Here is a 24012-nt window from a genome sequence, read left to right as displayed (position 1 = left end):
TTCGGTCGAGACCCCCTCTGCACGTCGGCGCCCCTCCTGATTCGCGTGAATCAGGAGGGGCGCCGACGGTGTGAGGGGGTCTCGACCTACTTCTTGCCCTGCGCGGCGACGGCGGCCGCGCCGGCAGCCGCAGCCTCGGGGTCGAGGTAGCGGCCGGGACCGGTCGGGACGTTGTTCTCATCGAGCTCGTACACCAGCGGGATGCCGGTCGGGATGTTCAGCTCGGCGATGTCTTCGTCGCTGATGCCCTCGAGGTGCTTCACCAGGCCGCGCAGCGAGTTGCCGTGCGCGGTGACGAGGACCGTCTTGCCGGCTTCGAGGTCGGGGACGATCGCGCTCTCCCAGTACGGCAGCAGACGGTCGATGACGAGCTTGAGCGACTCCGTGCGGGGCACCTCGCCGTCGATGCCCTGGTAGCGGACATCGTGCACCTGGCTGAACTCGCTCTCGTCGTCGAGCACGGGCGGAGGCACGTCGAACGACCGGCGCCACAGCTGGAACTGCTCGGGACCGAACTCCTCGAGCGTCTGCGCCTTGTCCTTGCCCTGGAGCGCACCGTAGTGACGCTCGTTCAGACGCCAGGAGCGCGTCACGGGGATCCACAGACGGTCGGCGGCGTCCAGAGCGATGTTCGCCGTCTGGATCGCCCGGCTCAGCAGCGAGGTGTGCAGCACGTCCGGCAGGATGCCGGACTCGGCGAGCAGCTCGCCGCCGCGACGCGCCTCCTTCTCGCCCTGAGCGTTGAGGCGGACGTCCACCCAACCGGTGAAGAGGTTCAGTTCGTTCCACTCGCTTCGGCCATGGCGGAGCAGGATGAGGGTACGCGTCGCAGTCATGCCGCCAGTTTATCCACCTGGGACGTCCCGCCGAGTCGGATCCTGGGAGGATGGTGACATGGCGTCATCTCCCCTCGGCCGGCCGACCCGCGGCACGACGGGGACGAACCGACTCCGACGCAACGACCGTTGGATCGCGCAGAGCGACGCGCTGCGCCGCGCGCACGATCCCCTGGTCGTCGACCTCGGCTACGGTGCCAGCGGAGTCACCGCGTTCGAACTCGCCACACGTCTCGTGCGCGTCCACGACGATGTCGAGGTGCTCGGGCTCGAGATCGACCCCGCCCGCGTCGCCACGGCCGTGGCTCAGCTCGCGGAGGTGCGGGCCGGACGGACTCCTTTCGCCGCTGATCTCCCCGTGTCGTTCGCGCGGGGTGGCTTCGAGGTCCCCCTCCCCCGAGGACGCAGTGCTGCGGCGATCCGGGCCATGAACGTCCTGCGCCAGTACGACGAGGAAGACGTGCCGGATGCCTGGGCACGCATGACCGCACGCCTGTCCCCCGGCGGCCTGCTCTTCGAAGGGACCTGCGACGAGATCGGGCGCGTGTCGAGTTGGATCGACGTCGATTCGCAGGCCACACCGCTGCGCTTCACGATCTCGCTCCGTCTCGCCGATCTCGAACGTCCGAGCGTCGTCGCCGAGCGTTTGCCGAAGGCCCTGATCCACCGCAACGTCGCCGGAGAGCGCGTGCACGATCTGCTCATCGATCTCGACCGGGAGTGGGACCGCGCGGCTCCCCTGTCGACGTTCGGCGCCACGCAGCGCTTCCTCGCCGCGGTGACCGGACTACGGGATCAGGGCTGGCCGGTGCTCGGCGGGCGCACCCGCTGGCGTCTCGGCGAGCTCACACTGCCGTGGGCCGCGGTCGCGCCGCTGCCCGGCTGAGTTCAGCTTCCGGTTCCGGGGACGGCGTCACGCGGGTCCGGCGCCGTGGGTCTCCGAGACAGCCGGGTCAGGCGCGGGACGTCTGCCGTGGCCCCCGCATCAGCCGGGACGATGACCTGCTGCGACGCGGCGATGTCGATGCTGTCGGCGCGAACCACCAGGTCGCCGATGGGCGCGCGCCGGGAGAGGATCGCGAGGGCGATCGGACCGTCTTCGTGATGACGCGCCACCGAGGTCAGGTGCCCGACCTCGTCATCGCCGGCGAAGACCGCGGCACCGGGCTCGGGCAGGACCGCATCGCTGCCGTCCAGGTGGAGCGCGGCCAGACGACGCGGCGGGTGCCCGAGGTTGTGGACCTTGGCGACGGTCTCCTGTCCGCGGTAGCAGCCCTTGCTCAGGTGCACCGCGCTGCGGATCCAGTCAGACTCATGAGGAAGCGAGCGCTCGTCGACCTCGGTCGTCCAGCGCGGGCGCCACGCCGCGACCCGCAGAGCCTCTGCGGCGAGAACGCCGGCGAACGCCTCCCGGTCGAGAGAAGCGGCGAGAGCGTCGGCCTGCTCCGCGGTGAGGATCGCCACCCGCCAGGCGTAGTCGGCCGCCGGATGCTCGATGACCTCGGAATACTGGTGTCCGCCGACGCTGATCCGCTGCCACGGGTCGGACCACACGAGTGCGGCGCCGTTCGGGGCGAACGCCGCGGCGGTCGCCGTCGCGGAGATGACGCCGCCGTCGATGTATCCGACCAGCACGAGGTCGGAGCGGAGGTCGACGGTCGCCTGTGTGCGGAACTTCATCCGCGTCAACCAGCCGGCAAGCGCCTCGGCGTCTCCGTCGTCGGCGATGAGCCACGTGGATTCGCCGTCGTCGATGACACCGGCCGCGTGCTCCACCCGGCCCTGCGGGTCGAGCACCAGAAGCTCGGTGCTGTCACCGGGGGCGAGGCGTCCCACGGCCTGCGATGTGATCGAATCGAGCCAGCTCAACCGCTCCGGACCCGCGACCTCGATCACGGCGCGATCGCCGAGCGGGGCGAGAGCCGCGCCGTCGGCGAGGCGTCGCTGCTCTCGGAACACATCGCCGAAGTGGGCGATCAGGTCGCCCTCGGCGACGGCACCGTCGACCTGGTCGAAACCGGACATCTCAGACCTTGGCCAGCCGGGCGGAGGCGTGGGAGCGCAGCGGGGTGCCGAGCGCGGCGATGTCCCACGCCCACAGCAGGTGTCCGTCGACGAGGCCGTACATGCGCGATGATGCGGTGTGCACCTTGGCGCCGGCGCTGCGCACGACGGCGTCGGAGCCGATGTCGATGCGCGGTCCGTTGATCTCGCCGATGTACAGCTCGAGGGCACCGTCTGCGTGCGCGAGCGACACCTCGATGGGGAATCCGCCGCTCGGCGCGCGTAGCTCCTCCACGTCGTCGACCGTGCGTGCGACGGCGGGCGCGGTGGGCGGGAGCAGCGCGGGACCGGGATCCGAGTCCGTCGCCGGTCGCGCGAGTCGCCAGAATCCCGTCTCGGCGAGCAGTGCCGCCGCCGGCGCACCCTCGTCGGTGAGGAAGGTGGCTGAGCCGGAGTAGTTCAGGAACGGGCCGCCGTCATGGCTGAAACTGACCCGATGGGTGAACTCACCCTGCAGGCGTTCGTCGCCGACCGGGTAGTCGATGACACCGGTACCCTCCCAGACGCCGATCAGCCACGCGAAGGGGACGAGATCGGCCGGAAGGTCGACGGGCAGTTCGATCACGATCGCGTCAGCGCTGGCCGCGGAAGAGGTTGCGCAGCACCACTGCCGAGACGAAGACGATAGCGAGGCTCGCGAGGCCCAGCAGGCCGATGAAGAAGATTTCGAGCGCCATGAGGTCCATGTCCCCCACCTTACCGCGCCCCGCCGTCGTCAGGACGGGATCAGCGCCGCGAGACCGAAACCGACCGAGATGAGCCCCATCAGCATCAGGGCGCCGATCACGCTGCTCGCCACCCGGAAGATGAATCCCTGGGTGCGGCCGTACCAGAGCTGCACGGCGAAGGAGAGCAGGACGACGCCTCCGAAGCCCACCAGCATCCAGGGGACACGCCACTCCTCCGGCACGAAGATCCCGATCGCGACGGTCGCGACGAATGCCGCCGCCCACACGACGATCACACCGACGAACGCGTTGCGTGGTGCGAGTGCTGGTTCCGTCATGACAACCATTGTTGCGCATCCGCCCCGGTATCATGGCGGCACGACGTCGATCCCCCGTCGGTGAGGAGTGCGCGTGGCCCTGGTCCTGGTTCTGACCAATGCTCCGCTCTCGGAGCAGGTCCTGCCCGCCCTTGAGCTGCTGAGCCATAGAGCGCGCCAGATCCCTGCGGAACCCGCACAGCTGGTCAACGCTCCGGAGTACGACGTCGTGATCGTCGACGGACGTCATGATCTGGTCGCCGCGAAGTCGCTGTGCCGGCTGCTGCGCGCCACAGGTCAGGACGCTCCCCTCCTCCTCGTCGTCACGGAGGGCGGCATGAGCGCTCTCTCGGGCGACTGGGGCATCGACGACGTACTGCTCGCGACCGCGGGCCCGGCGGAGATCGACGCGCGCCTCCGCCTCGCGCTGGCCCGACGCGATGAGGTCGCCGAGCCCGCGAGCGTGCAGGCTTCCGGAGTGACGATCGACGAGCAGTCGTACTCGGCGAAGCTGCGCGGCAGGCCGTTGGACCTCACCTACAAGGAGTTCCAGCTGCTGCACTTCCTGGTCACCCATCCTTCGCGTGTCTTCACGCGGGAGCAGCTGCTCAGCGAGGTGTGGGGCTACGACTACTTCGGCGGAACCCGCACGGTCGACGTGCACGTGCGGCGCCTCCGGGCGAAGCTCGGCGACCAGGAACAGATCATCGGCACGGTGCGCAACGTCGGCTATCGCTTCAACGTCAACGAAGAAGAGAGCGTCGCCGCGGGCCACTGAGGATCGACACCGTTCACACGAGCGTCACCTGGCGGTGCTTAGATGTACCCCATGATCGATCCCGCACTCGCCGACGCCGGTCTCGGTGACGCCGAAGACGACGACTTCGACGCCATCGAGTCCCCGGACTCGTTGCTGCCCGACCACCGCTACCTGGATCGCGAGCTGAGCTGGCTCGCGTTCAATCAGCGCGTGTTGGAGCTCGCGGAAGACCCGTCGCTCCCCGAACTCGAGCGGGCGAACTTCCTGGCCATCTTCGCCAGCAACCTGGACGAGTTCTTCATGGTGCGCGTCGCAGGCCTCAAGCGGCGCATCATGACCGGTCTCGCAGTGCCGACGAACATCGGTCGCTCCCCGGTCGACGCGCTGGCCGACATCTCCCGTGAGGCACACGCACTGCAGCTGCGCCACGCGGACGCGTGGAACTCGCTCGTGCGCCCCGCCCTCGCCGAATCCGGTATCGAGATCACGGACTGGTCCGAGCTCACGGACGGTGAGCGCTCCGCGCTGTCCGACTACTTCCAGGCGCAGGTGTTCCCGGTGCTGATGCCCCTCGCGGTCGACCCGGCGCACCCGTTCCCATACATCTCCGGACTCTCGCTGAACCTCGCGATCCGCATCCGCAACGCCCGCACCGGGCGCCAGGAGTTCGCGCGCATCAAGGTCCCGCCGATGCTCCCCCGCTTCGTGGAGGTTCCCGGCGCCGGCGAGATCAAGCGCTTCCTGCGCCTGGAGGAACTCATCGCCAACCACCTGGGCGACCTGTTCCCGGGCATGGAGGTGCTCGACCACCATGCGTTCCGCCTCACCCGCAATGAAGATGTGGAGATCGAGGAGGACGAGAGCGAGAACCTCATCCAGGCGCTGGAGGCCGAGCTCCTGCGCCGCCGGTTCGGTCCGCCGATCCGGCTCGAGATCACCGATGACATGGATGACGTCACGATGGATCTGCTGGTCCGCGAGCTCGACATCACGGATCTCGAGGTCTACCGCCTCCCCGGGCCTCTCGACCTCCGCGGACTCTTCGACCTCTCGCGCATCGACCGGCCCGATCTGCGCTACCCGCCGCACCTGCCCACCACGGCGGTGGCCTTCCAGCCCGCGGGATCGAGCGCACGGGCCGACATCTTCAAGGCGATCCGCAAGTCGGACGTGCTCGTCCACCACCCGTACGAGTCGTTCACCACGAGCGTGCAGGCCTTCCTCGAGCAGGCCGCCCGTGACCCGCATGTGCTCGCCATCAAGCAGACGCTGTACCGCACCTCCGGAGACAGCCCCGTCGTGCAGGCCCTGATCGACGCCGCTGAGGCCGGCAAGCAGGTCCTCGCGCTGGTCGAGGTGAAGGCCCGGTTCGACGAGGCCAACAACATCGTCTGGGCGCGCAAGCTCGAGAAGGCCGGCGTGCACGTCGTGTACGGCCTCGTGGGACTCAAGACACACTGCAAACTCGCCCTGGTCATCCGCGAGGAAGAAGGGATGCTGCGGCACTACTCCCACGTCGGGACCGGCAACTACAACCCCAAGACCAGCCGCATCTACGAGGACTTCGGGCTCTTCACCGCCGACGCACAGGTCGGCAAGGACCTGACGCGCCTGTTCAACGAGTTGAGCGGGTACGCCATCGAGAAGAAGTTCAAACGACTCCTCGTCGCCCCGCTCCACCTCCGCAAGGGACTGATCCGCCAGATCGACGCCGAGCGCAAGAACGCGGAGGCCGGGATCCCCGCCCACATCCGCATCAAGGTGAACTCGATGGTCGACGAGGAGATCATCGACGCGCTGTACCGCGCGAGCGCCGCGGGCGTGAAGGTCGACGTCTGGGTGCGTGGCATCTGCAGCCTGCGCACCGACCTGGACGGCATCAGCGACAACATCACGGTGCGCAGCATCCTCGGCCGCTATCTCGAGCACTCGCGGATCTTCGCGTTCGAGAACGCCGGTGACCCGCAGGTGTACATCGGCAGCGCGGACATGATGCACCGCAACCTCGACCGTCGCGTCGAGGCACTGGTGCGCGTGACCGACCCCGCCCATCTCAAGGAGCTCCGGACCTTCTTCGACCTGGCGATGAACGACGGCACCTCGTCATGGCACCTCGGCGCCGACGGCGTCTGGGAGCGCCACGCCGTGGATGCCGACGGAAAGCCCCTGATCGACCTGCAGGATAAGACCATGGGGTTGATCCAGCGGCGCCGCCGCGCACGGGCGGTTCGATGATCCGGCGGCAGCTGCAGCTCCCGCCCGACTCCGAGACGGGGTCGAAGTGGGCCGACAAGGCGGTATACGCCGCAGGCGCCGTGGTCTGGCGGATCATCGACGGCAAGTTGCGGATCCTCCTGATCCATCGCACCAAGTACCGGGACGTCACGCTGCCCAAGGGGAAGGTGGATCCGGGAGAGATGCTCGCCGAGACTGCCGTGCGCGAGGTGCACGAGGAGACCGGCATCCGCGTCTCCCTCGGTGTTCCCATCGGAGTGAGCCGCTACCACCTCGCCTCCCGCAAGCAGAAGGTCGTGCACTACTGGGCGGCCGAGGCGACGGAGGACGCGATCCGCGAGTCCACGTTCGTGCCCAATCGGGAGATCGCGGCGCTCGAATGGGTCAGCGTGAAGAAGGCACGCAACCGACTGAGCTACCCGGTCGACCTGGAGATCCTCGACTTCTTCTCCAACCTGGTCGATGACGGCGTGCTGCGCACCTTCCCCGTGATCGTGCTGCGCCACGCGAAGGCGCTCTCGCGCTCGGACTGGGACCGCTCGGACGCCGCACGCCCGCTCACCGAACGTGGCCGCACCCAGGCGAAGTCCATCGTCGGGCCGCTCCGCGCCTTCGGTGTGCGCAAGATCGTCACGAGTGATGCCGTGCGTTGCGTCGCGACCGTCACCCCGCTCGCGAAGGCCCTCGGCCGGAAGCCTGTGCAGACGGAGAAGATCAGCCAGGACGCCTGGGAAGACGGCGCGGCCGATCTTCGATCCGTGGTCGGACGACGAGTGCGGTCCGGAAAGCCGGCCGTGCTGTGCAGTCACGGTCCCGTGCTCCCCGGGCTGCTGTCGGAGATCGCCCTCGCGACCGGCACCGTCACCGGGTCGTATCTCGGCAGCGCCGCCGACCTCGAGCCTGCCGCGTTCTCGGTCGTGCACCTGTCGTCCACGAACCCCGGTTCCGGCATCATCGCGATCGAGACGCACATCCCGAAGGTCTGACGAGTCGACGGATTCCGGAAACCACAGCCGGAATCACGCGGGAGCACCCCAGAGAGTCGCCCGTCGTTCACCTGCCGTTCACCTGCTCGGGAGAGTCTCGTTAACCGTCGCCCATAGCGTCACTGTGTGCCCTGCACCGGGCCCCACCCATCCAAGATCGAAGGATCCACAGTGAAGATCTCCCGAATCGCACGAATCGGCGCCATCGGCGCCGTCGCCGCTCTCGCCCTCGCCGGTTGCGCCGCGAACGAAGGCGGCTCCGGTTCCACCGAAGCTCCCACCGATTCCACACTCTCCGGAACGATCGACGCCACCGGCGCGTCCTCGCAGGCGGCCGCTCAGGAAGCCTGGGTCGCCGCGTTCCAGACCGCGAACCCCGACGTGACCGTCAACTACGAGCCCACCGGATCCGGTACGGGTCGCGAGAACTTCCTCGAAGGCGGCAGCAACTTCATCGGCTCCGACCGCGCGTTCAACGACGAAGAGGTGGCCGCCGGCGGCTTCGGCGCCTGCACGACCGACGACATCGTCGAGGTCCCGCTCTACATCTCGCCGGTCGCCGTCGCGTTCAACCTCGAGGGCGTCGACTCCCTCAACCTGGACGCCGCGACCATCGCGGGCATCTTCGCCGGCACCATCTCCAACTGGAACGCCCCGGAGATCGCCGCGCTGAACGACGGCGTCGAGCTGCCTGACCTGGCCATCTCGCCCGTGCACCGCTCCGACCCCTCGGGGACGCAGGAGACGTTCACCAAGTACCTCAACGCCACGGCGGGTGACGTCTGGACCTACGAGCCGGCCGACGTGTGGCCGATCCAGGGTGGCGAGGCAGCGCAGGGCACCTCCGGTGTGAAGCAGGCCATCACGGCAGGCAACGGCGCCATCGGCTTCCTCGACGCTTCGCAGGCCGAGGGCCTCGGACAGGTCGCTGTCGGCGTGGGCGGCGACTTCGTCGCCTACTCGGCCGAGGCTGCCGCCAAGCTCGTCGAGAACTCGCCGCTGGTCGAAGGCCGCGGCGCAGGGGACCTCGTCTTCGACGTCGACCCCGCCACCGCTTCGGACGGCGCCTACCCGATCGCCCTGGTCAGCTACCTGATCGGCTGCGAGCAGTACGAGGACAGCAACGTCGCGGAGCTCGTGAAGGAGTACTTCACCTACATCGCGAGCGCTGAGGGCCAGGACGCTGCGGCCGAGAACGCCGGCAGCGCACCGATCTCGGACGGCCTGCGCGATCAGGTCCTCGCCGCGATCGACCTGATCCAGGTCGGCTGATCACGCCGACACGCTGACACGGTGCCCCCGCGTCCCGACGGGGCGCGGGGGCACCTCCCGGTCAGTATCCGATCCATATCGACCCGGCCCGAAACAGGGAGATCATGAGCACGACAGCCCAGGCGCCGACACCGACGCCGACCAAGGCGCCACCTGCGCCTATCAAGGCGAAGCAGCGACTTGGCGACCGGGTCTTCTCCGGCACCGCGCTCGGGGCGGGGATCGTCATCCTCGTCGTCCTCGCGCTCGTCGCCGCCTTCCTCTTCATTCAGAGCCTCCCCGCCTTCGAGCTCGACACCAGCGACAACCACATCCTCAAGGGTGAGTCCTTCTGGTCGTACGTGTGGCCGCTCATCTTCGGAACGCTCTGGGCCTCATTCATCGCGCTCCTCATCGCCGCTCCCATCGCGATCGGCATCGCGCTGTTCATCTCCCACTACGCCCACCGGCGTCTCGCCGCGGTCCTCGGCTACATCATCGATCTGCTCGCCGCCGTCCCCTCCGTCGTCTTCGGGCTCTGGGGCGGCCTCGTGCTCGCCCCGCTCCTGCAGCCGATCTACGCCTGGCTGAACGAGAACGCCTCCTGGGTCCCCTTCTTCGGGGGCCAGGTGTCGTCGACCGGGAAGACGATCCTCACCGCGGCTCTCGTGCTGGCAGTGATGTGCATCCCGATCATGACCGCCATCTGCCGTGAGGTCTTCCTGCAGACCCCGAAGCTCCACGAGGAGGCAGCCCTCGCCCTCGGTTCCACCCGATGGGAGATGGTGCGTATGGCCGTCCTGCCCTTCGCTCGCGGCGGCATGGTCTCGGCGGCGATGCTCGCCCTCGGCCGGGCACTCGGCGAGACCATGGCTGTGACCATGGTGCTCTCCCCGTCCGCAGTGGTCACCTTCCTGGTACTCACCGCGACGAACCCCACGCCGATCCCGGCCAACATCGCCCTGGCCTTCCCCGAGGCACACGACACCGGAGTGAACACGCTGATCGCCACCGGCCTCATCCTCTTCGTCGTGACCTTCGCCGTCAATGCGCTGGCGCGATGGATCGTCGCCCGCCGCGCCGAGTTCTCGGGAGCCAACTGACATGACCGTCCTGACCGCCGCTCCCGCGAGCACCGCGTCGCTCACCTCGGGCAAGCTCCCCAAGTGGGCTCCGTGGGCGCTGCTCGCGGCATCTTTCGCCATCTCGGCCGCGATCTTCGCCGTGGCCGCGGCCGGTTCCAGCCTCGCCGACTTCAACATCGTCGGTACCGTGATCTGCGGGATCCTGATCTACATGGTGATCATCACCGTGATCTCATCCATCGCGGAGAGTCGCCGCAAGGCGATCGACAGGCTCATGACCGCACTGGTCGCGACAGCCTTCCTCATCGCGCTCCTGCCCCTCATCTCGTTGCTCTGGACGGTCGTCGCCAACGGCATCGAGCGCTTCGACCTGGAGTTCTTCTCTTACTCGATGCGCAACGTCGTCGGCGAAGGCGGTGGAATCGTCCACGCCATCTGGGGCACTGTGCTCATCACGCTGACAGCCACCGTCATCTCCGTACCCATCGGCCTGATGACCTCGATCTACCTCGTCGAGTACGGCCGCGGGAAGATCGCGAAGGCGATCACCTTCTTCGTCGACGTGATGACCGGCATCCCCTCGATCGTGGCGGGTCTGTTCATCTACGCAGTGTTCTCGCTGCTGGTGCGCCCGGGCATCTCGATGGGATTCATGGGAGCTCTCGCGCTTGCCGTGTTGATGACCCCCGTGGTCGTGCGAGGCAGCGAAGAGTTGCTGCGCATCGTCCCCAACGAGCTGCGAGAGGCGTCCTACGCCCTCGGGGTGCCGAAGTGGCTCACCATCCTGAAGGTCGTGCTGCCGACGTCGATCGCGGGCATCATGACGTCGATCATGCTGGCCATCTCGCGGGTGATCGGAGAGACGGCGCCGCTTCTGCTCACTGCCGGCTTCACCCAGAGCCTGAACACGAACATCTTCAACGGGCAGATGATGACGCTGCCGGTGTTCGCCTACAACCAGTACATGAACCAGGGCACGAACCCGGACGCGGCGATCGCCCGCGCCTGGGCGGCGGCCCTCACCCTCATCCTCATCGTCATGCTGCTGAATCTGCTCGCCCGACTCATCGCGAAGCTGTTCGCACCCAAGCTCGCCGGCCGCTGAGCGGCGGCCCACCCGGAATAGGAAACACGTGTCCAAGAGCATCGAAGTCAACGACCTCAACGTCTACTACGGCGACTTCCTCGCCGTCGAAGGCGTCTCCCTCGACATCCAACCGCGCAGCGTCACAGCCTTCATCGGCCCCTCGGGCTGTGGCAAGTCGACGTTCCTTCGCACCCTCAACCGCATGCATGAGGTCATCCCCCGCGCACGCGTCGAGGGCGAGGTCCTGCTCGACGGCAAAGACCTCTACGGACCCGGAGTCGACCCGGTGCTCGTGCGCCGCCAGGTGGGCATGGTATTCCAGCGGCCGAATCCGTTCCCCACCATGTCGATCAAGGAGAACGTGCTCGCCGGGGTCAAGCTCAACAACAGCCGCATGTCGAAGAGCGACCAGGATGCCCTCGTCGAGAAGTCCCTTACGGGTGCGAACCTGTGGAACGAGGTCAAGGACCGGCTCGACAAGCCGGGTTCCGGGCTCTCCGGCGGCCAGCAGCAGCGACTGTGCATCGCCCGCGCGATCGCCGTGTCGCCGCAGGTCCTGCTGATGGACGAGCCGTGTTCGGCCCTGGACCCCATTTCGACCTACGCGATCGAAGAGCTCATCAGCGAACTCAAGAACGAGTTCACGATCGTCATCGTCACGCACAACATGCAGCAGGCCTCGCGCGTGTCGGACAAGACGGCGTTCTTCAACATCGCCGGCACCGGCAAGCCCGGCAAGCTCATCGAGTACGACGACACCATGTCGATCTTCACCACCCCCTCTGTGCAGGCCACGGAGGACTACGTCTCCGGCCGCTTCGGCTGACCCCTCGCGCGGGGACTTCGAAAACCCAGACCATTCGCGCTCGTGACGGCGTGTGCCCCAGCGACACGCCGCTCTGAGTCCCGATGGTCTGGGTTTTCGCATATCCGAGGGTCGTGGGCGACGACTGCACCGGGAGGGAACACAGCGACTTCGTTCCTTCCGTCCACCACGTCTGGATGGGGAACGCGGGAACCCCCCGGTCGGCGTGCGAGGACTGCGTGATGCACAGGGATGAGGGCCGCGTCCGCGTCGGCGAGGCCGCGCCGGTACACGACTCTCCGGTTCACCTACGAGCTCATCATCGACGACTGGCCGCTCGTGGAGGCCGCGATCCGGGGTGCTCTCGCACGCGGAGCACACCTCGCCCCGGCGCTCCTCTGACGACTGCGTGGCTCCGCCGACACGGGGCGTGGCGTGCCAAAACAGAGACGTCTCGCGCACGTCACGGCGTGTCTGGTGGGGCACACCGCAGTGCGGACGGATGCTCTCCGTTTTGGCCCAGCGAACCGGACCGAGGAGAGGCTTCAGTCGCGGGGAGAGAGCAGGTAGCGGTTCAGATCGGCTGTCAGGCTCGGGTCCACCGGGAGAGAGACACCGTCGATCGCGGTGATGGCTGCGGCGAGGCGGACGCTCGACACCAGCCACGCCGCATCCGCTCGCGGGAGATCCGCTGCCGAGCTACGGTCATAGGCGGTCTCGAAGCCCTGCGCCGCGAGGTGCTCGTATACGCTGAGCTGGGTCGTCCCGTGCAGGATGCCCCCGTTCGGCGCCGGGGTCACGAAGCGGTCCCCGAACCGCAGGATCAGCGAAGCCGTCGGTGCCTCGAGCACGAAGCCGTCGCTCGAAAGGAAGATCGCATCGTCCGCGCCGCGGCGGTGAGCCTCACGCAGGGCCGCCATGTTCACGGCATACGACAGGGTCTTGGCGCCCAGCAGCAACCACGGTGCCCGCTCGGCCGCACCGAGGTCGTAGCCACGGTCCAGAGTCACGACGCGCACCCCGTTCTCCCGCACGGCGGAGAAGTCGGGCGCCGGTGCAGCCGTGACCCAGGCCGTGGGAGTGGGCCCGTGCTCGACGCCACGACTGAGGATGAGCTTGATGACGGACTCACCGGATCCGAGCTGCGCCGCCGCCTCGTCGATGGCCTGATGCCACTGCGCGAGGTTCGGTGCGGGGAGATCGCACAGGCGCGCGGAGTGCGCGAGCCTCTCCAGATGCGGGACCACTTCCTGCGCGTGCCCGTCGACGACGCCGATGGACTCGAACACGCCGTCACCCCGCTGGGTACTGAGTTCACCGACGCTGAGCGCCGGCGCCGCCGCATCCACCTGGGTGAACGTGTCGGCGTAGTCGGAGCGCTGCTCCTCAATGTCCACGGGATCGATCATGAATGCGAAGCGCCCGGTCATGATCCGAGCCTAGAGGGCGGGAATACCCACGGCTGCATCGCGTTACAATTGAATGGCCGGGCCGCATAACCCCGGGCTCCATTTTTTGCCGCTACGAGCGGCCTTCCGCCGAGAGGCGTTCTTGCGGCCCGGTCTTTTCTTGTCCAGGCGCCGAACGCTGCGGAAGCACCAGCGCTCCCCGGTGAGGATCCGCTCAGCTGAGGGCTCCTGTGCGCCACAGCACGGCCGAAGCTGCCAGATCCTGCGCGTAGCTGCTCAAGCGGAGTGCCCGCGTCGTGAGCTCGCTGGCGCGCGCAGGCTCCGTCGGCTCGTAGTCGTCGGCGGTATGGGTCGCACCGGACGCCTGTACACGACAGAAAGCGGCGGCGCGATCGAGTGCCACGGCGAAGTCGCCGCGGAAGGCCCCGCGCAGGATGGTGTCGATGAGGGCGACGAGTTCCTCCGGACCCGCCGGCACCGGAGCACCCGCGATCACGGTGTCCGCCGACGACAGTTCGACGCGGCCCCGGTCGTAGAGCAGTGCGGCCGTACGAGCGTCGGCGTGGATCGCGAGCTGCAGCACGTAGAGACGCCACAGTGCTCCGGGAAGCGTGCGCGACGGCGCCTTCGACCAGAGCTCGGCGATCTCGTCGATGCCGTGCTCGGCCGTGAAGGCCACGAGTCGCTCGGCGCTCGCGCCGCTCTCATCCGCGCGCACACGGGTCAGCAGCGCGGAAGCCGTGGCGTGCGCGACACGGGTCTCCTCGGCGGGATCGTGTGAACCGACGATGTTGTCGAAGGCGGTGGTGGGGCGACGCACGGGGCGGTGGTGCTGCTCGGGCATCCCTCCAGGGTACGCGCGATCGACGACGATCAGGCCGTGGGGATGACGATGACCGGGTCCGTGGTCGGCTGGCCTGTCGGAGATCCACCGGCCTGCTCGACGGTCACGGCGATCGCGTCGCCCGCCTGCATCTCGCCCGTCAGGAGCGCCGTGGCGTCGCCGCCGTCCACATCGAACACACCCGCCGAGACCGGGGCATCACCGCGGACGAACCAGAGCTCGTACGTCTCCCCCTCTGCAGGGGTGGGGATGCCGTCGGCGACCAGCACGGCCTTGCCGACCGAGGCGGACCAGTGCGCGGTCGCCGATCCCCCGTCATCGAGGGCGACGGTCGCCTGCTCGGCGTCTCCCGCGGCCTCGATCTCCTGCAGCGCGACCACGCTGGCGGGAGGATTCAGTTGCTGGTTGAGGGCGACCGCACCGATTCCGACGCCGACCAGCACGGCCAGGCACGCCGCCAGGGCGAACACGCTCCGCGTCCAGCGGCGCTGCTTCGGCTTCTGCTCGTCACGAGCGTCGATGGCGTCGCTCTGGGTGGCGACGGGGGCGTCCGTGATCGCCGACGTGGCATCCGGATCGGACCGCGTTCCGCCGTCCTGGGGCAGGTCCGCGATCTGTGCGAGCAGCGCGGATCGGATGTGCGCGGGAGCGGTGACCGGTTCGACGGGGTCCGCGAGTGACGCAGCGGTCGCAGCATCCTCATCCACGGTGTCCTCCCATTCCGGGTGCTCCGCGAGGGCAGCGAGGTACCGACGCTCGTCGTCTGCAGACAGCGAGTGCAGCGCGGCACCTGCCGCGAGCTCTGCGAAGTCCTTCTCGTTCATGCCGTCACCCCCATCGCCGTGCGCAGACGGGTCAGCCCGTCTCGCATCCGTGTCTTGATCGTCCCCAGTGGCGCGCCCACGAGGGCCGCGATCTCGTTTTGACTGTAACCGCCGTAATACGCGAGGACGAGTGCTTCGCGCTGTGCTTCCGGAAGCCCCGAGAGCGCTTCGACGACCTTCCCTCCCTCTATCCCCAATTCGACCTGCTCCGCGACACTGTCGTGCGCGACGCCGATGTCCTTGAATCCTGCTCGTACGTCTCGGTCGGCGCTCGACTGCGATGCACGCACCCGATCAACGGCCCGGCGATGAGCGATCGTCATGATCCATGCTCGTCCCTGACCTCTGTTCGGAGCGAAGCGCGAAGCGGATTGCCAGATCTCCAGAAAGACCTCTTGGAGCACTTCTTCGCTCTGCGAGCGGTTGACCAGCACACGGAGGATGAGGCCGAACACGCGAGAGGAGAGCAGATCGTAGAGAGTCGCGAAGGCAGCTTGATCACCTGACGCGACGCGGACGATGAGGTCGGCGACAGCATCCTGCGTCGCTCCGTCCTCGGGAACGTCGAACCCATCGATGACCATCTCTATAAGCATGCCGCATCTCCGCTCCGGTCTCGCGCAGACGAGGCCGCTGCCGGAGCGATTTCAAAGAATTCTGAGATTCTTCCCATCCGATGCCGCAGGGGCTCCGAACAGCACTCGACGCCACGGAGAGGCCGTGGCTCAGTTCTGAAGGAGCTCGACATGTTCAGCACCAAGAAGAAGGTCACCGCGGCAATCACCCTCGGCCTGGCGAGCGCATTCCTGCTCTCGGCCTGTTCCATGGGCAGCGGCAGCACCACGGACGAGTCGTCCGAGCCGAAGGCACCGGAGACGTCGGAGTCGACGCCGATGGAGATGGACCCGGCGGCGAACCTGGTCGGTCCCGGCTGCGCGGCATACGCCGACGCCGTGCCGGACGGCGCAGGATCCGTCGAGGGCATGGCCCAGGACCCGGTCGCAGTCGCGGCCTCGAACAACCCGCTGCTGACCACGCTGGTCTCGGCGGTGAGCGGACAGCTCAACCCCGACGTCGATCTGGTCGACACCCTGAACGGCGGCGAGTTCACCGTGTTCGCACCGGTGGATGACGCCTTCGCGAAGATCGACCCGGCCACGATCGAGGCCCTCAAGACCGACAGCGCCACGCTGAGCTCGATCCTGACCTACCACGTGGTCCCCGGCCAGATCGAGCCGGCCGACATCGACGGCATGCACAAGACCGTGCAGGGTGCCGAGCTCGAGGTCACGGGCAGCGGCGACGACCTGATGGTCAACGACGCGAAGGTCATCTGCGGTGGAGTCCAGACCGCGAACGCGACCGTGTACCTCATCGACACGGTCCTGATGCCCCCGGCATCCTAAGCCGGGCGCTGTCGGGTGGGAGGACACCCGACGCACGCCCTTCTCGGGAGTAGGGGGAGGATCCTGAGAAGGAGAGAAGGGCCGTCAGCGGAGTCATGTCGCTGACGGCCCTTCTTCTTGCGCACTAGACTTGACGCAGGGGCCTCTAGCTCAGTCGGCAGAGCATCGGACTTTTAATCCGCGGGTCGTGGGTTCGAGCCCCACGGGGCCCACCGCACAGGCACGGGGATGGCTCGCCTGATTTGGGACCTCCTCTTCGGAGGGTTCGCCGGGCCCGCCGAGGCATGCCGCACCGACGGTTGATTCCGGGCGCGCTCCGCTGTCGTTTCGACGAGGCCCGCCGGCGACGCCGCGTCCCTCCGCGGGATCTCTCGTCCCCACTCCCCACTCCCCACTCCCCACTCGGAGCGTCGCCTCCCGCGGCGCAGCAAACGGTGCGTTTCGCTCGAATTGGATATTTAATCCATCGACGTTACTATTTGGTGTCGGACGCGCCGCGCCACCCGAGCCAGGCCGCTCGTCCACGATGCCCTCACCACACGTCGCCTTTCCGCGCGCCACCTCCGGCGTGTGGTCCGACACTCATCCGCCTGCGTCCCGATCAAGGATCCCTATGAACATGCCCACCAAGTACCGCGTCAAACCCAGCATCTGGATGGGGGCGATCTTTGCCGTCGCGCTCTTCTTCCTCCCCGCCATCGCAGGCCTGCCCTTCGCGGGCCTGCCGAAACCCTTGTACATGCTGATAAGCACGGCGTTGGTCGTCGTCATCGCCGTCGGGATCGCCGCTGCGCTCGGTTGGCTTCGCCCACTGCTGTTCGAACCGAACCGGGTCAAGGGAGTCCTCCCGATGCTGCTCGCGTTCGGGCCGGTCCTCTACATCGTCTACTGCACCGTCTCCACCGACTGGGCGGTCCTTCCCACGACGACCATCGTCCTGGCGCTCCTGTCTGGGCTGTACTCCGGAGTCTGGGAAGAACTCATGTTCCGCGGCGCGCTTCTCATCGGCATCCGCGGCAACCTGAAAGAGGTCTGGGTCGCAGTCATCACTGCGGTCGCGTTCGGTCTTCTTCACTCGATCAACTTCGTCGCAGAGCCCGGCGCAGAGACGGGATACCAGGTCGTCTACGCGATCATGGTCGGGTTCGCGTTCTACGCGATTCGACGGGTCACCGGCTCGATCTTCTTCTGCATGGTCGTCCACATGCTCAACAACGCCATGGAGTCCATGGCCGAGCACTCGAACGCGACGATCGCCACGCTCGCATCGGGATTCAGCATGGCGAACATCATCTTCATCGCCGGTCTCGTGCTGGGCATCATCGGCGCCGTCGTCGTGATCCGACGCACACCGCAGGTCTCGCTCCTCGCCCCGACCACCCCGTCGCATGCGCTGAAGTGACCTGCACGTTCAGGATTCGCCGTCGTGCACTCCTGCCAGCAGCTCGTCACGGATCTCGGCCACGCCGCTCGGCAGCGTCTCGCCCTCGAGGTCGAACACCGGAGCGTCCGGGGTGCCGCCGATCGCGCACACCGCGACACTGTCCTGCCCGTCCAGGGTCTTCGGGATCACAACGAACCAGAGCGACTGCCCACCGAGCCACTCCGTGGTCGCCATGTCGGCGAAATAGGTCGCATCCGGCGCGAGACTCCGGGTCTTCTGCGTGCACAGTTCCACCAGTTGGGCGGTCGCGAATGCCGTCGCAGACTCGGTCGGCTCGGGTGTCGCCGTATCGGTCGGAGATGACGTCGGCGAAGGCGAGGCGGTCGACGCGGTCGGCGAGGGGCTCGGCGCCGGCTCAGGAGCGCAGCCGGCGAGCAGCACGAGCACCGGCACGAGGACGAGGGCAGAACGGAAGCGCATGGCTGGATGCTACTGCCTCCCCACTCCGATCCGACGGGAGCGCTCCGCGACCGCCCGACTCCGCCTCTAGCATCCTGCCCCGCTCCCCGGCCACCCCCTTCACTCCTCGCTCGTTCCGGGAGAGGGTCGACTCGTCCGCATCCGCGGGCGACTCCCCACGAAAGGATGAACGATGACCCTCACCGGCAACCGAGTGGCGTTCCTGGCGACCGACGGATTCGAGGACAGCGAGCTCACCAGCCCGTGGGAGGCGGTCACCGCCGCGGGCGCGAGCGCGACACTGATCGCCCCGGCGGGAGCGGCGATCACAGGGAAGAACGGTCACGAGCAAGCCGTCGACCTGCTCGCCTCCGAGGCGGCGGCCGACAGCTTCGACGCCCTCGTCCTTCCCGGCGGCGTCGTCAACGCCGACCACCTGCGCCTCGACAAGCCGTCGATCGCGCTCGCCCGCGCCTTCTTCGACCAGCACAAGCCCGTCGGCGTGATCTGCCACGGCGCCTGGATCCTCATCGAGGCGGACGTCGTGGACGGCCGGACGCTCACGAGCTACCCGAGCCTGACCACCGACCTCCGCAATGCCGGAGCGACCTGGGTCGACGAAGAGGTCATCGTGGACGAAGGACTCGTCTCCAGCCGCACACCCGACGATCTCCCGGCCTTCAACGCGAAGCTCGTCGAGGAGATCGGCGAGGGGAAGCACGCGGGCCAGACGGCCTGATTCCGCGCTCTGAGGCCGAAACCTCGGCCTCAGAGGCGAGCCCGATGCCGACGGACGGCCGCACGGTTGGCGCAGCGCACGGAGCAGAACCGCTGGCGACCGTTGCGCGTCACGTCCGCCACGACATTCGTGCACGGCGCGGCCTGGCAGCGCCCGAGCCTGCTCATTCCCCGGGTGACGAGATGCAGCGACGTGCCGAGGCTGATGATCGCCCGGAGCACGTAGGGCAGCGACGGCACGTCATCGCGGTAGTGCAGGTGCCAGCCTTCGCCGTCGTGGTTGGTCAGCCGCGGGTACGCGGCGGCGGCGGCGAGCTGTGCGTTCAGCAGCAGCGCCCTCGCGTCGGCATCGGGCTCGTCGACGATCGCGAGCCAGTCGTCGATGACCGCTCGGACTTCCGCATGGTCCTCGGGCGCGGGCGGGAATGTCTGCGTCATCCCGAGGGCGAGGGTGCGCTCCTCGATGCCGGCGCGATCCTCGGGCCAGTCGTTCGCCAACGACGCGGCCAGCAGGACCGCATACTCGCCGTAAGGGTTGAGATGCATAAGACCATTACATCACGCTGGATGCATGACCTCGCCGAACACTCTCCCCATCCCCCGCCTCCGACCGGAGACCGCGACCCATGAACACGGCTGGCGGGTGGAATCCCGACACCCGACGAGCGAGGGCGTCGTGCTCTACGTGCGCTGTGCGGACTGCGGATCCCGACGTGTCGACCTGCAGGCGCACCCTCACACACCACCCGTCGGGGTGAGCGCGGAACTCGGTGGTGCTGGGCGCTGAGGCTCAGACGTCAACGATCACGCGGTCAGCTCGATGAGCGTGCGTGTCGTGCGGAGGTTGCGGGCCGTGCCCGCCACGCCGAGCGCACGGTCGAGCACGGCCTTCGTCAGCTTCGTGGAATGCACGCCGCCTTCGCCGTAGTCGATCCACAGGTCGTCGTCGACGAGAGCGAGGCGCTCTGCAGGGAGCAGGCGTTCCTCCTACGCTGCGAGCGCACCACTCGCAGGCCGCCCCTCCAGGAACATCGCGTGCACGAAAGTCACATCCCCTTCGGGAAAGGGCTGCGCGGACTCCGACGAGACCAGCTGCTCATGGGTCCGATGGATCACGGGCGTGTCCACCCCGAACTCGCGGTGGATCACGGAACGGACAGCAGCGCGTGCGGTCTCGGGAGCCGGTGGCGTCGCGCAGAGGATGTTCCCGCTGGCGATGTAGGTGGAGATATCGGCGAGGTCCGTCTCGGCTGCCAGCACGTCGCGCAGCCGCCCCATCGGAACCCTGTTGCGCCCGCTGACGTTCACGGCCCGCAACAGGAGGACGCTACGACTCACGCGTCCGCGCTCACGACCAGTTCCGCGCCGGCATGCACGAGCTCGGCCAACGCGGTCTCAGTCGCCTCCGGAGCGACCCCCGCGACGAGGTCGGTCAGGATGCGGACATGGACACCGTGGGCGATCGCGTCGAGCGCTGACGCACGGACACAGTGATCCGTCGCAATCCCGACGACATCCGCGCTGAGCACCCCGGCCGCCGCCAGTACCTCACCGACGGTCTCCTGTGCTTCGGTCTCCCCCTCGAACATCGAATAGGCGGGCTTGCCCTGACCCTTGCGGACGTGGTGGGTCACGGAATCGGTCACCAGGAGCGGATCATAGTCGGCCCCCGGGGTCCCGGCGACGCAGTGCACCGGCCAGGAGTCGATGAAGTCCGGCGTCTCGGCGAAGTGACCGCCGTTGTCCCCCTCGGCGTCATGCCAGTCGCGGGAGGCGATGATCACCTCGTAGTCCGTGGCGTGCGCGGCGAGGTAGCCCGTGACGGCGGAGGCCACCGCATCACCGCCCACGACCTCGAGCGCACCGCCCTCGGTGAAGTCGTTCTGCACATCGACGATGAGAAGCGCTCTACTCATACTTCGAGGTTACGCCGTGGGGACGGGAAAGGCCCCGTGATGTTCTTCGCATCACGGGGCCTTCGGAGCCGCTTGTCAGAATCGAACTGACGACCTTTTCATTACGAGTGAAATGCTCTGCCGACTGAGCTAAAGCGGCGTGCGACGCGTGAGCGGCGCGATCACCGATATTACCCTGTCTCGCGCTCGCTCGCGAATCGGGCCGGTCTCACTCGCAGCGGAGGCCGTCTTCGGGCACCACGTCGTCGAGCAGGAACGCCTCGACCGCGTCGTCGACGCAGATGTTGCCCTTGTTGTAGCCGGTGTGCCCCTCGCCCACGCGAGTGATGAGAACGCCCTCCTCCAGCTGATCCGCGAGCGATTCGGACCACTCGTACGGGGTCGCCGGGTCGTTGGTCGTCCCGATCACGAGGATGGGTCCCGCACCTTCGGCCGTGATCTCACCCCGGGTTCCGGTCGGCGGATAGGGCCAGACCTCGCAGGAATCCGGACCGCTCCAATACGGCGCGATGGTCGGGGCACCCTCGGCGATCTTGGCATCGATGGCGGCTTCTGCGGCGGGGTCGTCCTCCACCGGGTAGTCCATGCAGTTGTATGCGCGGAACGCCTCGGTGGAGTTGTCGATGTAGACGCCGTCTTCGCGGCTGTTGTAGAAGTCGGCGAGGAGGAACGCCGAGGTCGGGTCGCCCTGCAGAGCCTCATCGAGCGCCTGCGTGAGGAATCCCCAGTTGTCCTGCGAATAGAGCGCCGCGATGATGCCCGTCAGCAGGGTGTCCGCGCCCATGAGCCGACCGTCTCCGCTCTGCAACGGCGTGCGATCGACGCTCGCCAGCAGCGCTCCGAGATCGGCCATCGCTTCATCGACCGTTCCGGCGAACGGGCACTCCCCGGAGTCGAGGCAGCTCTGCATGTAGGCGCGCAGCGCCGATTCGAAACCGAGTGCCTGCGTCGCGCCGACCTCGAGGCCGGGGACAGCGGGATCGATCGCACCGTCGAGCACCAGACGCCCGGCCTTCTCGGGGTAGAGCTTCGCGTAGGTCGCGCCGAGGAATGTGCCGTACGAGTAGCCGAGGTAGTTCAGCTGCTTGTCGCCCAGCACGGCACGGATCAGATCCATGTCGCGGGCGGCGTTGACGGTGGTGATGTACGGCAGGATCCCGCCGCTGTTCGCATCGCACGCCTCGGCGAACGACTTGTGCGCGTCGAGCAGTTCGGCCTCCCACTCCGCGGTACCGCGGGCGGCGGCGGGGATGCCGTAGAGATAGTCATCCATCTCGGGGGCGTCGTAGCAGGTCACCGCGGTCGAGTCGCCGACTCCGCGCGGGTCGAAGCCGATCACGTCGAAGTTCTCGATGAGGTCGGCCCCGACGGCGAATCCGAGGTTGTTCAGGACGAGGTCCACACCGCTGGCACCAGGGCCACCGGGGTTGGTCAGCAGCGAGCCGACCGGGGTCCCCTCCGCCCGGTGGCGCACGACCGCGAGCGTGATGTCGCCCGCTGCCGGGTTCTCCCAGTCGAGCGGAGCCGTGACGTCGGTGCAGTCGAAGCCGGTGCCGCACTCGGTCCAGGTCAATTCCTGCGAGTAGAACGGCAGTAGGTCTTCTGCCACACCCTCGGTATCGGGAGCGGCGGTCGTGGACGGCCGCGAGGACTGCTCGGGGATCATCGCGTAGAGGCAGCCGGAGAGGGCGACGGAAGCCGCGGCGAGGCCGGCGATGACCCCGAGGGCACGCCGGAAGCGGGAAGTCGATCGGTTGTTCACGGTTTCCTCCCGCTCGCGATCGTCACGAGCAAGCTCTCCAGGGCGAGCAGCGGAGCGACATTGCGCTCCAGGGACTGCCGCGTCTCGGCTAGGTGGTCAAGTACGACAAGAGTACGGGTCACGGGCCAGACGGCCGCGAGCTCCTCGAGTTCGGGACGGAGTTCTCGGTTGATGAGGTCGCCGCCACGGTCGAACTGCAGCATCACGACGTCACGGAACAGCGATTGCAGGTCGGTGAGCACCCGGTCGATCCCGTCGCGCAGACTCCGGGTGGCGCGCTTCTTCTGATCGTCTTCGAGCGCGGACAGCTGGGTGCGCAGCGCCGGCGGCACAGCCTGGCCCTCCGCGATGCCGATCGTGCGCAGCAGCGAGGCGCGCTCGCTCGCATCGCGCTCGGCCGTGAGCGCCTTCGCATCCTCCGTCGCGGCCTGGATGATCCGGCCGGCGACCTCGACGGCATCGCCGACGCCGCGTACACCGAGGACGGATCGCAGCGTCTCGTCGCGGCGACGGCGTGCCGCATCGTCGGTCGCCAACCGCTGGGCCATGCCGATGTGGCGCTGCGCGTGCCGCGCGGCCTGCTCGGCGATGGCCTCGTCCGCCCCCGTGCGCAGGCTGATGAGACGCGCGACATCGTCGACGTCCGGTTCCGTCAGCCGCAACGACCGCACGCGAGAGCGGATCGTGGGCAGGAGGTCGGCCTCACTGGGGGCGCACAGGATCCAGACCGTCTGCTCCGGCGGCTCCTCGAGCGCCTTCAGGAGCACGTTGGACGTGCGCTCGACCATGCGGTCGGCGTCTTCGACCACGATCACGCGATATCGCCCCGCGGAGGGGGCGAAGTAGGAGCGCTCCACCAGGCCTCGGGCCTCGGCGATCGTGATGATGACCTTGTCGGTGCGCAGCGCGGTGACGTCGGGATGCGTGCCCGCCAGCACTTGCCGCATCACGTTCTCGTCGTCGGGGTGATCGGCGATCAGCGCGGCCGCGAAGGCATAGGCCAGGGTCGATCTTCCTGATCCGGGTGGACCGGTGATCAGCCAGGCGTGCGACAGCGCGGCGGGATCGGAGGCGGCGGCACGGAGCGTGTCGACCGCGGCGTCCTGCCCCCACACATCCACCCACGGGAAGGGAGCGGGAACGGTCTGGGGCATGTACTCAGCCTAATCGGGACCA

The 24012-nt window shown here is 67.8% G+C and carries 27 protein-coding genes and 2 tRNA genes; 14 read left to right on the top strand and 15 right to left on the bottom strand.

Features of this window, described 5'->3' with window-relative positions:
- Positions 1 to 86 precede the first annotated feature (86 nt).
- Entirely contained in the window at positions 87 to 836 is a 750-nt protein-coding gene (locus tag E0W80_RS04230) for a phosphoglyceromutase (RefSeq protein ID WP_047521533.1), read from the bottom strand.
- A 58-nt stretch (positions 837 to 894) separates the two neighbouring features.
- Between E0W80_RS04230 and E0W80_RS04225 the strand changes: the two genes are divergently transcribed.
- Entirely contained in the window at positions 895 to 1722 is an 828-nt protein-coding gene (locus E0W80_RS04225) for a class I SAM-dependent methyltransferase (RefSeq protein ID WP_131491423.1), read from the top strand.
- 2 nt (positions 1723 to 1724) lie between these two features.
- Here E0W80_RS04225 and E0W80_RS04220 read toward each other — a convergent pair whose 3' ends face one another.
- From E0W80_RS04220 to E0W80_RS04210, 3 genes are all read right to left on the bottom strand, one after another.
- Positions 1725 to 2861, bottom strand: a complete 1137-nt coding sequence (locus E0W80_RS04220) for a folate-binding protein YgfZ (RefSeq protein ID WP_131491422.1) — start codon at positions 2859 to 2861, stop codon at positions 1725 to 1727.
- Between the two features lies 1 nt (position 2862).
- The gene (locus E0W80_RS04215) at positions 2863 to 3465 is read right to left on the bottom strand and encodes an FABP family protein (protein ID WP_047521538.1); all 603 of its coding nucleotides are present in this window, start codon (positions 3463 to 3465) and stop codon (positions 2863 to 2865) included.
- Positions 3466 to 3615: 150 nt separating this feature from the next.
- On the bottom strand, positions 3616 to 3906 hold the full coding sequence (locus E0W80_RS04210; protein ID WP_047521540.1) for a hypothetical protein: 291 nt from the start codon (positions 3904 to 3906) through the stop codon (positions 3616 to 3618).
- Between the two features lie 73 nt (positions 3907 to 3979).
- Here E0W80_RS04210 and E0W80_RS04205 point away from each other — a divergent pair, with 73 nt between their 5' ends.
- The 8 genes from E0W80_RS04205 to E0W80_RS19085 all read left to right on the top strand — a co-directional run bounded on the left by E0W80_RS04205 (position 3980) and on the right by E0W80_RS19085 (position 12496).
- Positions 3980 to 4663 carry a response regulator transcription factor gene (locus E0W80_RS04205; RefSeq protein WP_131491421.1) on the top strand — a complete coding sequence of 228 codons (684 nt, stop codon included), beginning with the start codon at positions 3980 to 3982 and terminating at the stop codon, positions 4661 to 4663.
- Positions 4664 to 4714: 51 nt separating this feature from the next.
- Entirely contained in the window at positions 4715 to 6880 is a 2166-nt protein-coding gene (locus E0W80_RS04200; protein WP_047521544.1) for an RNA degradosome polyphosphate kinase, read from the top strand.
- Complete coding sequence (locus tag E0W80_RS04195; protein WP_131491420.1) at positions 6877 to 7866, top strand: NUDIX hydrolase; 990 nt, start codon at positions 6877 to 6879, stop codon at positions 7864 to 7866. The genes E0W80_RS04200 and E0W80_RS04195 overlap by 4 nt, the downstream gene beginning before the upstream one ends.
- A gap of 171 nt (positions 7867 to 8037) precedes the next feature.
- Positions 8038 to 9138 (top strand): phosphate ABC transporter substrate-binding protein PstS, encoded by a 1101-nt coding sequence (locus E0W80_RS04190; protein ID WP_047521546.1) that lies wholly within the window; start codon positions 8038 to 8040, stop codon positions 9136 to 9138.
- A gap of 104 nt (positions 9139 to 9242) precedes the next feature.
- Positions 9243 to 10220, top strand: a complete 978-nt coding sequence (gene pstC, locus E0W80_RS04185; protein ID WP_047521548.1) for a phosphate ABC transporter permease subunit PstC — start codon at positions 9243 to 9245, stop codon at positions 10218 to 10220.
- A 1-nt stretch (position 10221) separates the two neighbouring features.
- Positions 10222 to 11307, top strand: a complete 1086-nt coding sequence (pstA, locus tag E0W80_RS04180; protein WP_047521550.1) for a phosphate ABC transporter permease PstA — start codon at positions 10222 to 10224, stop codon at positions 11305 to 11307.
- A 28-nt stretch (positions 11308 to 11335) separates the two neighbouring features.
- On the top strand, positions 11336 to 12115 hold the full coding sequence (gene pstB / locus E0W80_RS04175; protein WP_047521552.1) for a phosphate ABC transporter ATP-binding protein PstB: 780 nt from the start codon (positions 11336 to 11338) through the stop codon (positions 12113 to 12115).
- A gap of 231 nt (positions 12116 to 12346) precedes the next feature.
- A complete protein-coding gene (locus E0W80_RS19085; protein ID WP_165875387.1) occupies positions 12347 to 12496 on the top strand; it encodes a hypothetical protein in 150 nt (49 codons plus the stop codon).
- A gap of 143 nt (positions 12497 to 12639) precedes the next feature.
- Here the strand turns inward: E0W80_RS19085 and E0W80_RS04170 are convergent, their stop codons facing one another.
- From E0W80_RS04170 to sigK, 4 genes are all read right to left on the bottom strand, one after another.
- Positions 12640 to 13524, bottom strand: coding sequence for an aminodeoxychorismate lyase (locus tag E0W80_RS04170; protein ID WP_131491419.1), 885 nt, complete (start codon positions 13522 to 13524; stop codon positions 12640 to 12642).
- A gap of 193 nt (positions 13525 to 13717) precedes the next feature.
- A complete protein-coding gene (locus E0W80_RS04165) occupies positions 13718 to 14347 on the bottom strand; it encodes a hypothetical protein (protein ID WP_047521556.1) in 630 nt (209 codons plus the stop codon).
- A 29-nt stretch (positions 14348 to 14376) separates the two neighbouring features.
- A complete protein-coding gene (locus E0W80_RS04160) occupies positions 14377 to 15171 on the bottom strand; it encodes an anti-sigma factor (protein ID WP_131491418.1) in 795 nt (264 codons plus the stop codon).
- Entirely contained in the window at positions 15168 to 15767 is a 600-nt protein-coding gene (gene sigK, locus E0W80_RS04155; protein ID WP_205802298.1) for an ECF RNA polymerase sigma factor SigK, read from the bottom strand. Before sigK ends, E0W80_RS04160 begins: the two co-directional genes overlap by 4 nt.
- Positions 15768 to 15917: 150 nt before the next feature.
- Between sigK and E0W80_RS04150 the strand changes: the two genes are divergently transcribed.
- The 3 genes from E0W80_RS04150 (at position 15918) to E0W80_RS04140 (ending at position 17979) form a co-directional block, all read left to right on the top strand.
- Positions 15918 to 16577 (top strand): fasciclin domain-containing protein, encoded by a 660-nt coding sequence (locus E0W80_RS04150; protein WP_047521562.1) that lies wholly within the window; start codon positions 15918 to 15920, stop codon positions 16575 to 16577.
- Between the two features lie 139 nt (positions 16578 to 16716).
- Positions 16717 to 16789 (top strand) — tRNA-Lys (locus E0W80_RS04145).
- Between the two features lie 401 nt (positions 16790 to 17190).
- Positions 17191 to 17979 carry a CPBP family intramembrane glutamic endopeptidase gene (locus E0W80_RS04140; RefSeq protein ID WP_165875386.1) on the top strand — a complete coding sequence of 263 codons (789 nt, stop codon included), beginning with the start codon at positions 17191 to 17193 and terminating at the stop codon, positions 17977 to 17979.
- Between the two features lie 9 nt (positions 17980 to 17988).
- Here the strand turns inward: E0W80_RS04140 and E0W80_RS04135 are convergent, their stop codons facing one another.
- A complete protein-coding gene (locus E0W80_RS04135; RefSeq protein WP_047521564.1) occupies positions 17989 to 18441 on the bottom strand; it encodes a hypothetical protein in 453 nt (150 codons plus the stop codon).
- A 172-nt stretch (positions 18442 to 18613) separates the two neighbouring features.
- Here E0W80_RS04135 and E0W80_RS04130 point away from each other — a divergent pair, with 172 nt between their 5' ends.
- Entirely contained in the window at positions 18614 to 19159 is a 546-nt protein-coding gene (locus E0W80_RS04130) for a type 1 glutamine amidotransferase domain-containing protein (RefSeq protein ID WP_047521566.1), read from the top strand.
- A 29-nt stretch (positions 19160 to 19188) separates the two neighbouring features.
- Here the strand turns inward: E0W80_RS04130 and E0W80_RS04125 are convergent, their stop codons facing one another.
- Positions 19189 to 19704, bottom strand: coding sequence for a CGNR zinc finger domain-containing protein (locus E0W80_RS04125; protein ID WP_047521568.1), 516 nt, complete (start codon positions 19702 to 19704; stop codon positions 19189 to 19191).
- Between the two features lie 25 nt (positions 19705 to 19729).
- Between E0W80_RS04125 and E0W80_RS04120 the strand changes: the two genes are divergently transcribed.
- Entirely contained in the window at positions 19730 to 19945 is a 216-nt protein-coding gene (locus E0W80_RS04120) for a hypothetical protein (protein ID WP_131491415.1), read from the top strand.
- Between the two features lie 200 nt (positions 19946 to 20145).
- Here the strand turns inward: E0W80_RS04120 and E0W80_RS04115 are convergent, their stop codons facing one another.
- From E0W80_RS04115 to E0W80_RS04095, 5 genes are all read right to left on the bottom strand, one after another.
- Complete coding sequence (locus E0W80_RS04115; protein WP_240740453.1) at positions 20146 to 20496, bottom strand: DUF1697 domain-containing protein; 351 nt, start codon at positions 20494 to 20496, stop codon at positions 20146 to 20148.
- Complete coding sequence (locus tag E0W80_RS04110) at positions 20493 to 21074, bottom strand: isochorismatase family protein (RefSeq protein WP_131491414.1); 582 nt, start codon at positions 21072 to 21074, stop codon at positions 20493 to 20495. Before E0W80_RS04110 ends, E0W80_RS04115 begins: the two co-directional genes overlap by 4 nt.
- A 66-nt stretch (positions 21075 to 21140) precedes the next feature.
- Positions 21141 to 21213 (bottom strand) — tRNA-Thr (locus tag E0W80_RS04105).
- A gap of 69 nt (positions 21214 to 21282) precedes the next feature.
- Positions 21283 to 22836 carry an alpha/beta hydrolase gene (locus E0W80_RS04100; protein WP_131491413.1) on the bottom strand — a complete coding sequence of 518 codons (1554 nt, stop codon included), beginning with the start codon at positions 22834 to 22836 and terminating at the stop codon, positions 21283 to 21285.
- Positions 22833 to 23990, bottom strand: coding sequence for a DNA polymerase III subunit delta' (locus E0W80_RS04095; RefSeq protein ID WP_131491412.1), 1158 nt, complete (start codon positions 23988 to 23990; stop codon positions 22833 to 22835). Before E0W80_RS04095 ends, E0W80_RS04100 begins: the two co-directional genes overlap by 4 nt.
- Positions 23991 to 24012 lie beyond the last annotated feature (22 nt).

It is taken from the genome of Microbacterium sp. PI-1, from assembly GCF_004337555.1.
In the GTDB taxonomy this organism is placed as follows: Bacteria; Actinomycetota; Actinomycetes; order Actinomycetales; family Microbacteriaceae; genus Microbacterium; species Microbacterium aurugineum.
This window is presented reverse-complemented; position numbering and strand designations above follow the sequence as displayed.

Bases quoted from the DNA above. Each gene is read 5' to 3' on its own strand.
- E0W80_RS04230 (WP_047521533.1), bottom strand. From the start codon at position 836: ATGACTGCGACGCGTACCCTCATCCTGCTCCGCCATGGCCGAAGCGAG.
- E0W80_RS04225 (WP_131491423.1), top strand. From the start codon at position 895: ATGGCGTCATCTCCCCTCGGCCGGCCGACCCGCGGCACGACGGGGACG.
- E0W80_RS04220 (WP_131491422.1), bottom strand. From the start codon at position 2,861: ATGTCCGGTTTCGACCAGGTCGACGGTGCCGTCGCCGAGGGCGACCTG.
- E0W80_RS04210 (WP_047521540.1), bottom strand. From the start codon at position 3,906: ATGACGGAACCAGCACTCGCACCACGCAACGCGTTCGTCGGTGTGATC.
- E0W80_RS04200 (WP_047521544.1), top strand. From the start codon at position 4,715: ATGATCGATCCCGCACTCGCCGACGCCGGTCTCGGTGACGCCGAAGAC.
- E0W80_RS04195 (WP_131491420.1), top strand. From the start codon at position 6,877: ATGATCCGGCGGCAGCTGCAGCTCCCGCCCGACTCCGAGACGGGGTCG.
- pstC (WP_047521548.1), top strand. From the start codon at position 9,243: ATGAGCACGACAGCCCAGGCGCCGACACCGACGCCGACCAAGGCGCCA.
- pstA (WP_047521550.1), top strand. From the start codon at position 10,222: ATGACCGTCCTGACCGCCGCTCCCGCGAGCACCGCGTCGCTCACCTCG.
- E0W80_RS19085 (WP_165875387.1), top strand. From the start codon at position 12,347: ATGAGGGCCGCGTCCGCGTCGGCGAGGCCGCGCCGGTACACGACTCTC.
- E0W80_RS04170 (WP_131491419.1), bottom strand. From the start codon at position 13,524: ATGACCGGGCGCTTCGCATTCATGATCGATCCCGTGGACATTGAGGAG.
- E0W80_RS04165 (WP_047521556.1), bottom strand. From the start codon at position 14,347: ATGCCCGAGCAGCACCACCGCCCCGTGCGTCGCCCCACCACCGCCTTC.
- E0W80_RS04160 (WP_131491418.1), bottom strand. From the start codon at position 15,171: ATGAACGAGAAGGACTTCGCAGAGCTCGCGGCAGGTGCCGCGCTGCAC.
- sigK (WP_205802298.1), bottom strand. From the start codon at position 15,767: ATGCTTATAGAGATGGTCATCGATGGGTTCGACGTTCCCGAGGACGGA.
- E0W80_RS04150 (WP_047521562.1), top strand. From the start codon at position 15,918: ATGTTCAGCACCAAGAAGAAGGTCACCGCGGCAATCACCCTCGGCCTG.
- E0W80_RS04140 (WP_165875386.1), top strand. From the start codon at position 17,191: ATGAACATGCCCACCAAGTACCGCGTCAAACCCAGCATCTGGATGGGG.
- E0W80_RS04135 (WP_047521564.1), bottom strand. From the start codon at position 18,441: ATGCGCTTCCGTTCTGCCCTCGTCCTCGTGCCGGTGCTCGTGCTGCTC.
- E0W80_RS04130 (WP_047521566.1), top strand. From the start codon at position 18,614: ATGACCCTCACCGGCAACCGAGTGGCGTTCCTGGCGACCGACGGATTC.
- E0W80_RS04125 (WP_047521568.1), bottom strand. From the start codon at position 19,704: ATGCATCTCAACCCTTACGGCGAGTATGCGGTCCTGCTGGCCGCGTCG.
- E0W80_RS04120 (WP_131491415.1), top strand. From the start codon at position 19,730: ATGACCTCGCCGAACACTCTCCCCATCCCCCGCCTCCGACCGGAGACC.
- E0W80_RS04110 (WP_131491414.1), bottom strand. From the start codon at position 21,074: ATGAGTAGAGCGCTTCTCATCGTCGATGTGCAGAACGACTTCACCGAG.
- E0W80_RS04095 (WP_131491412.1), bottom strand. From the start codon at position 23,990: ATGCCCCAGACCGTTCCCGCTCCCTTCCCGTGGGTGGATGTGTGGGGG.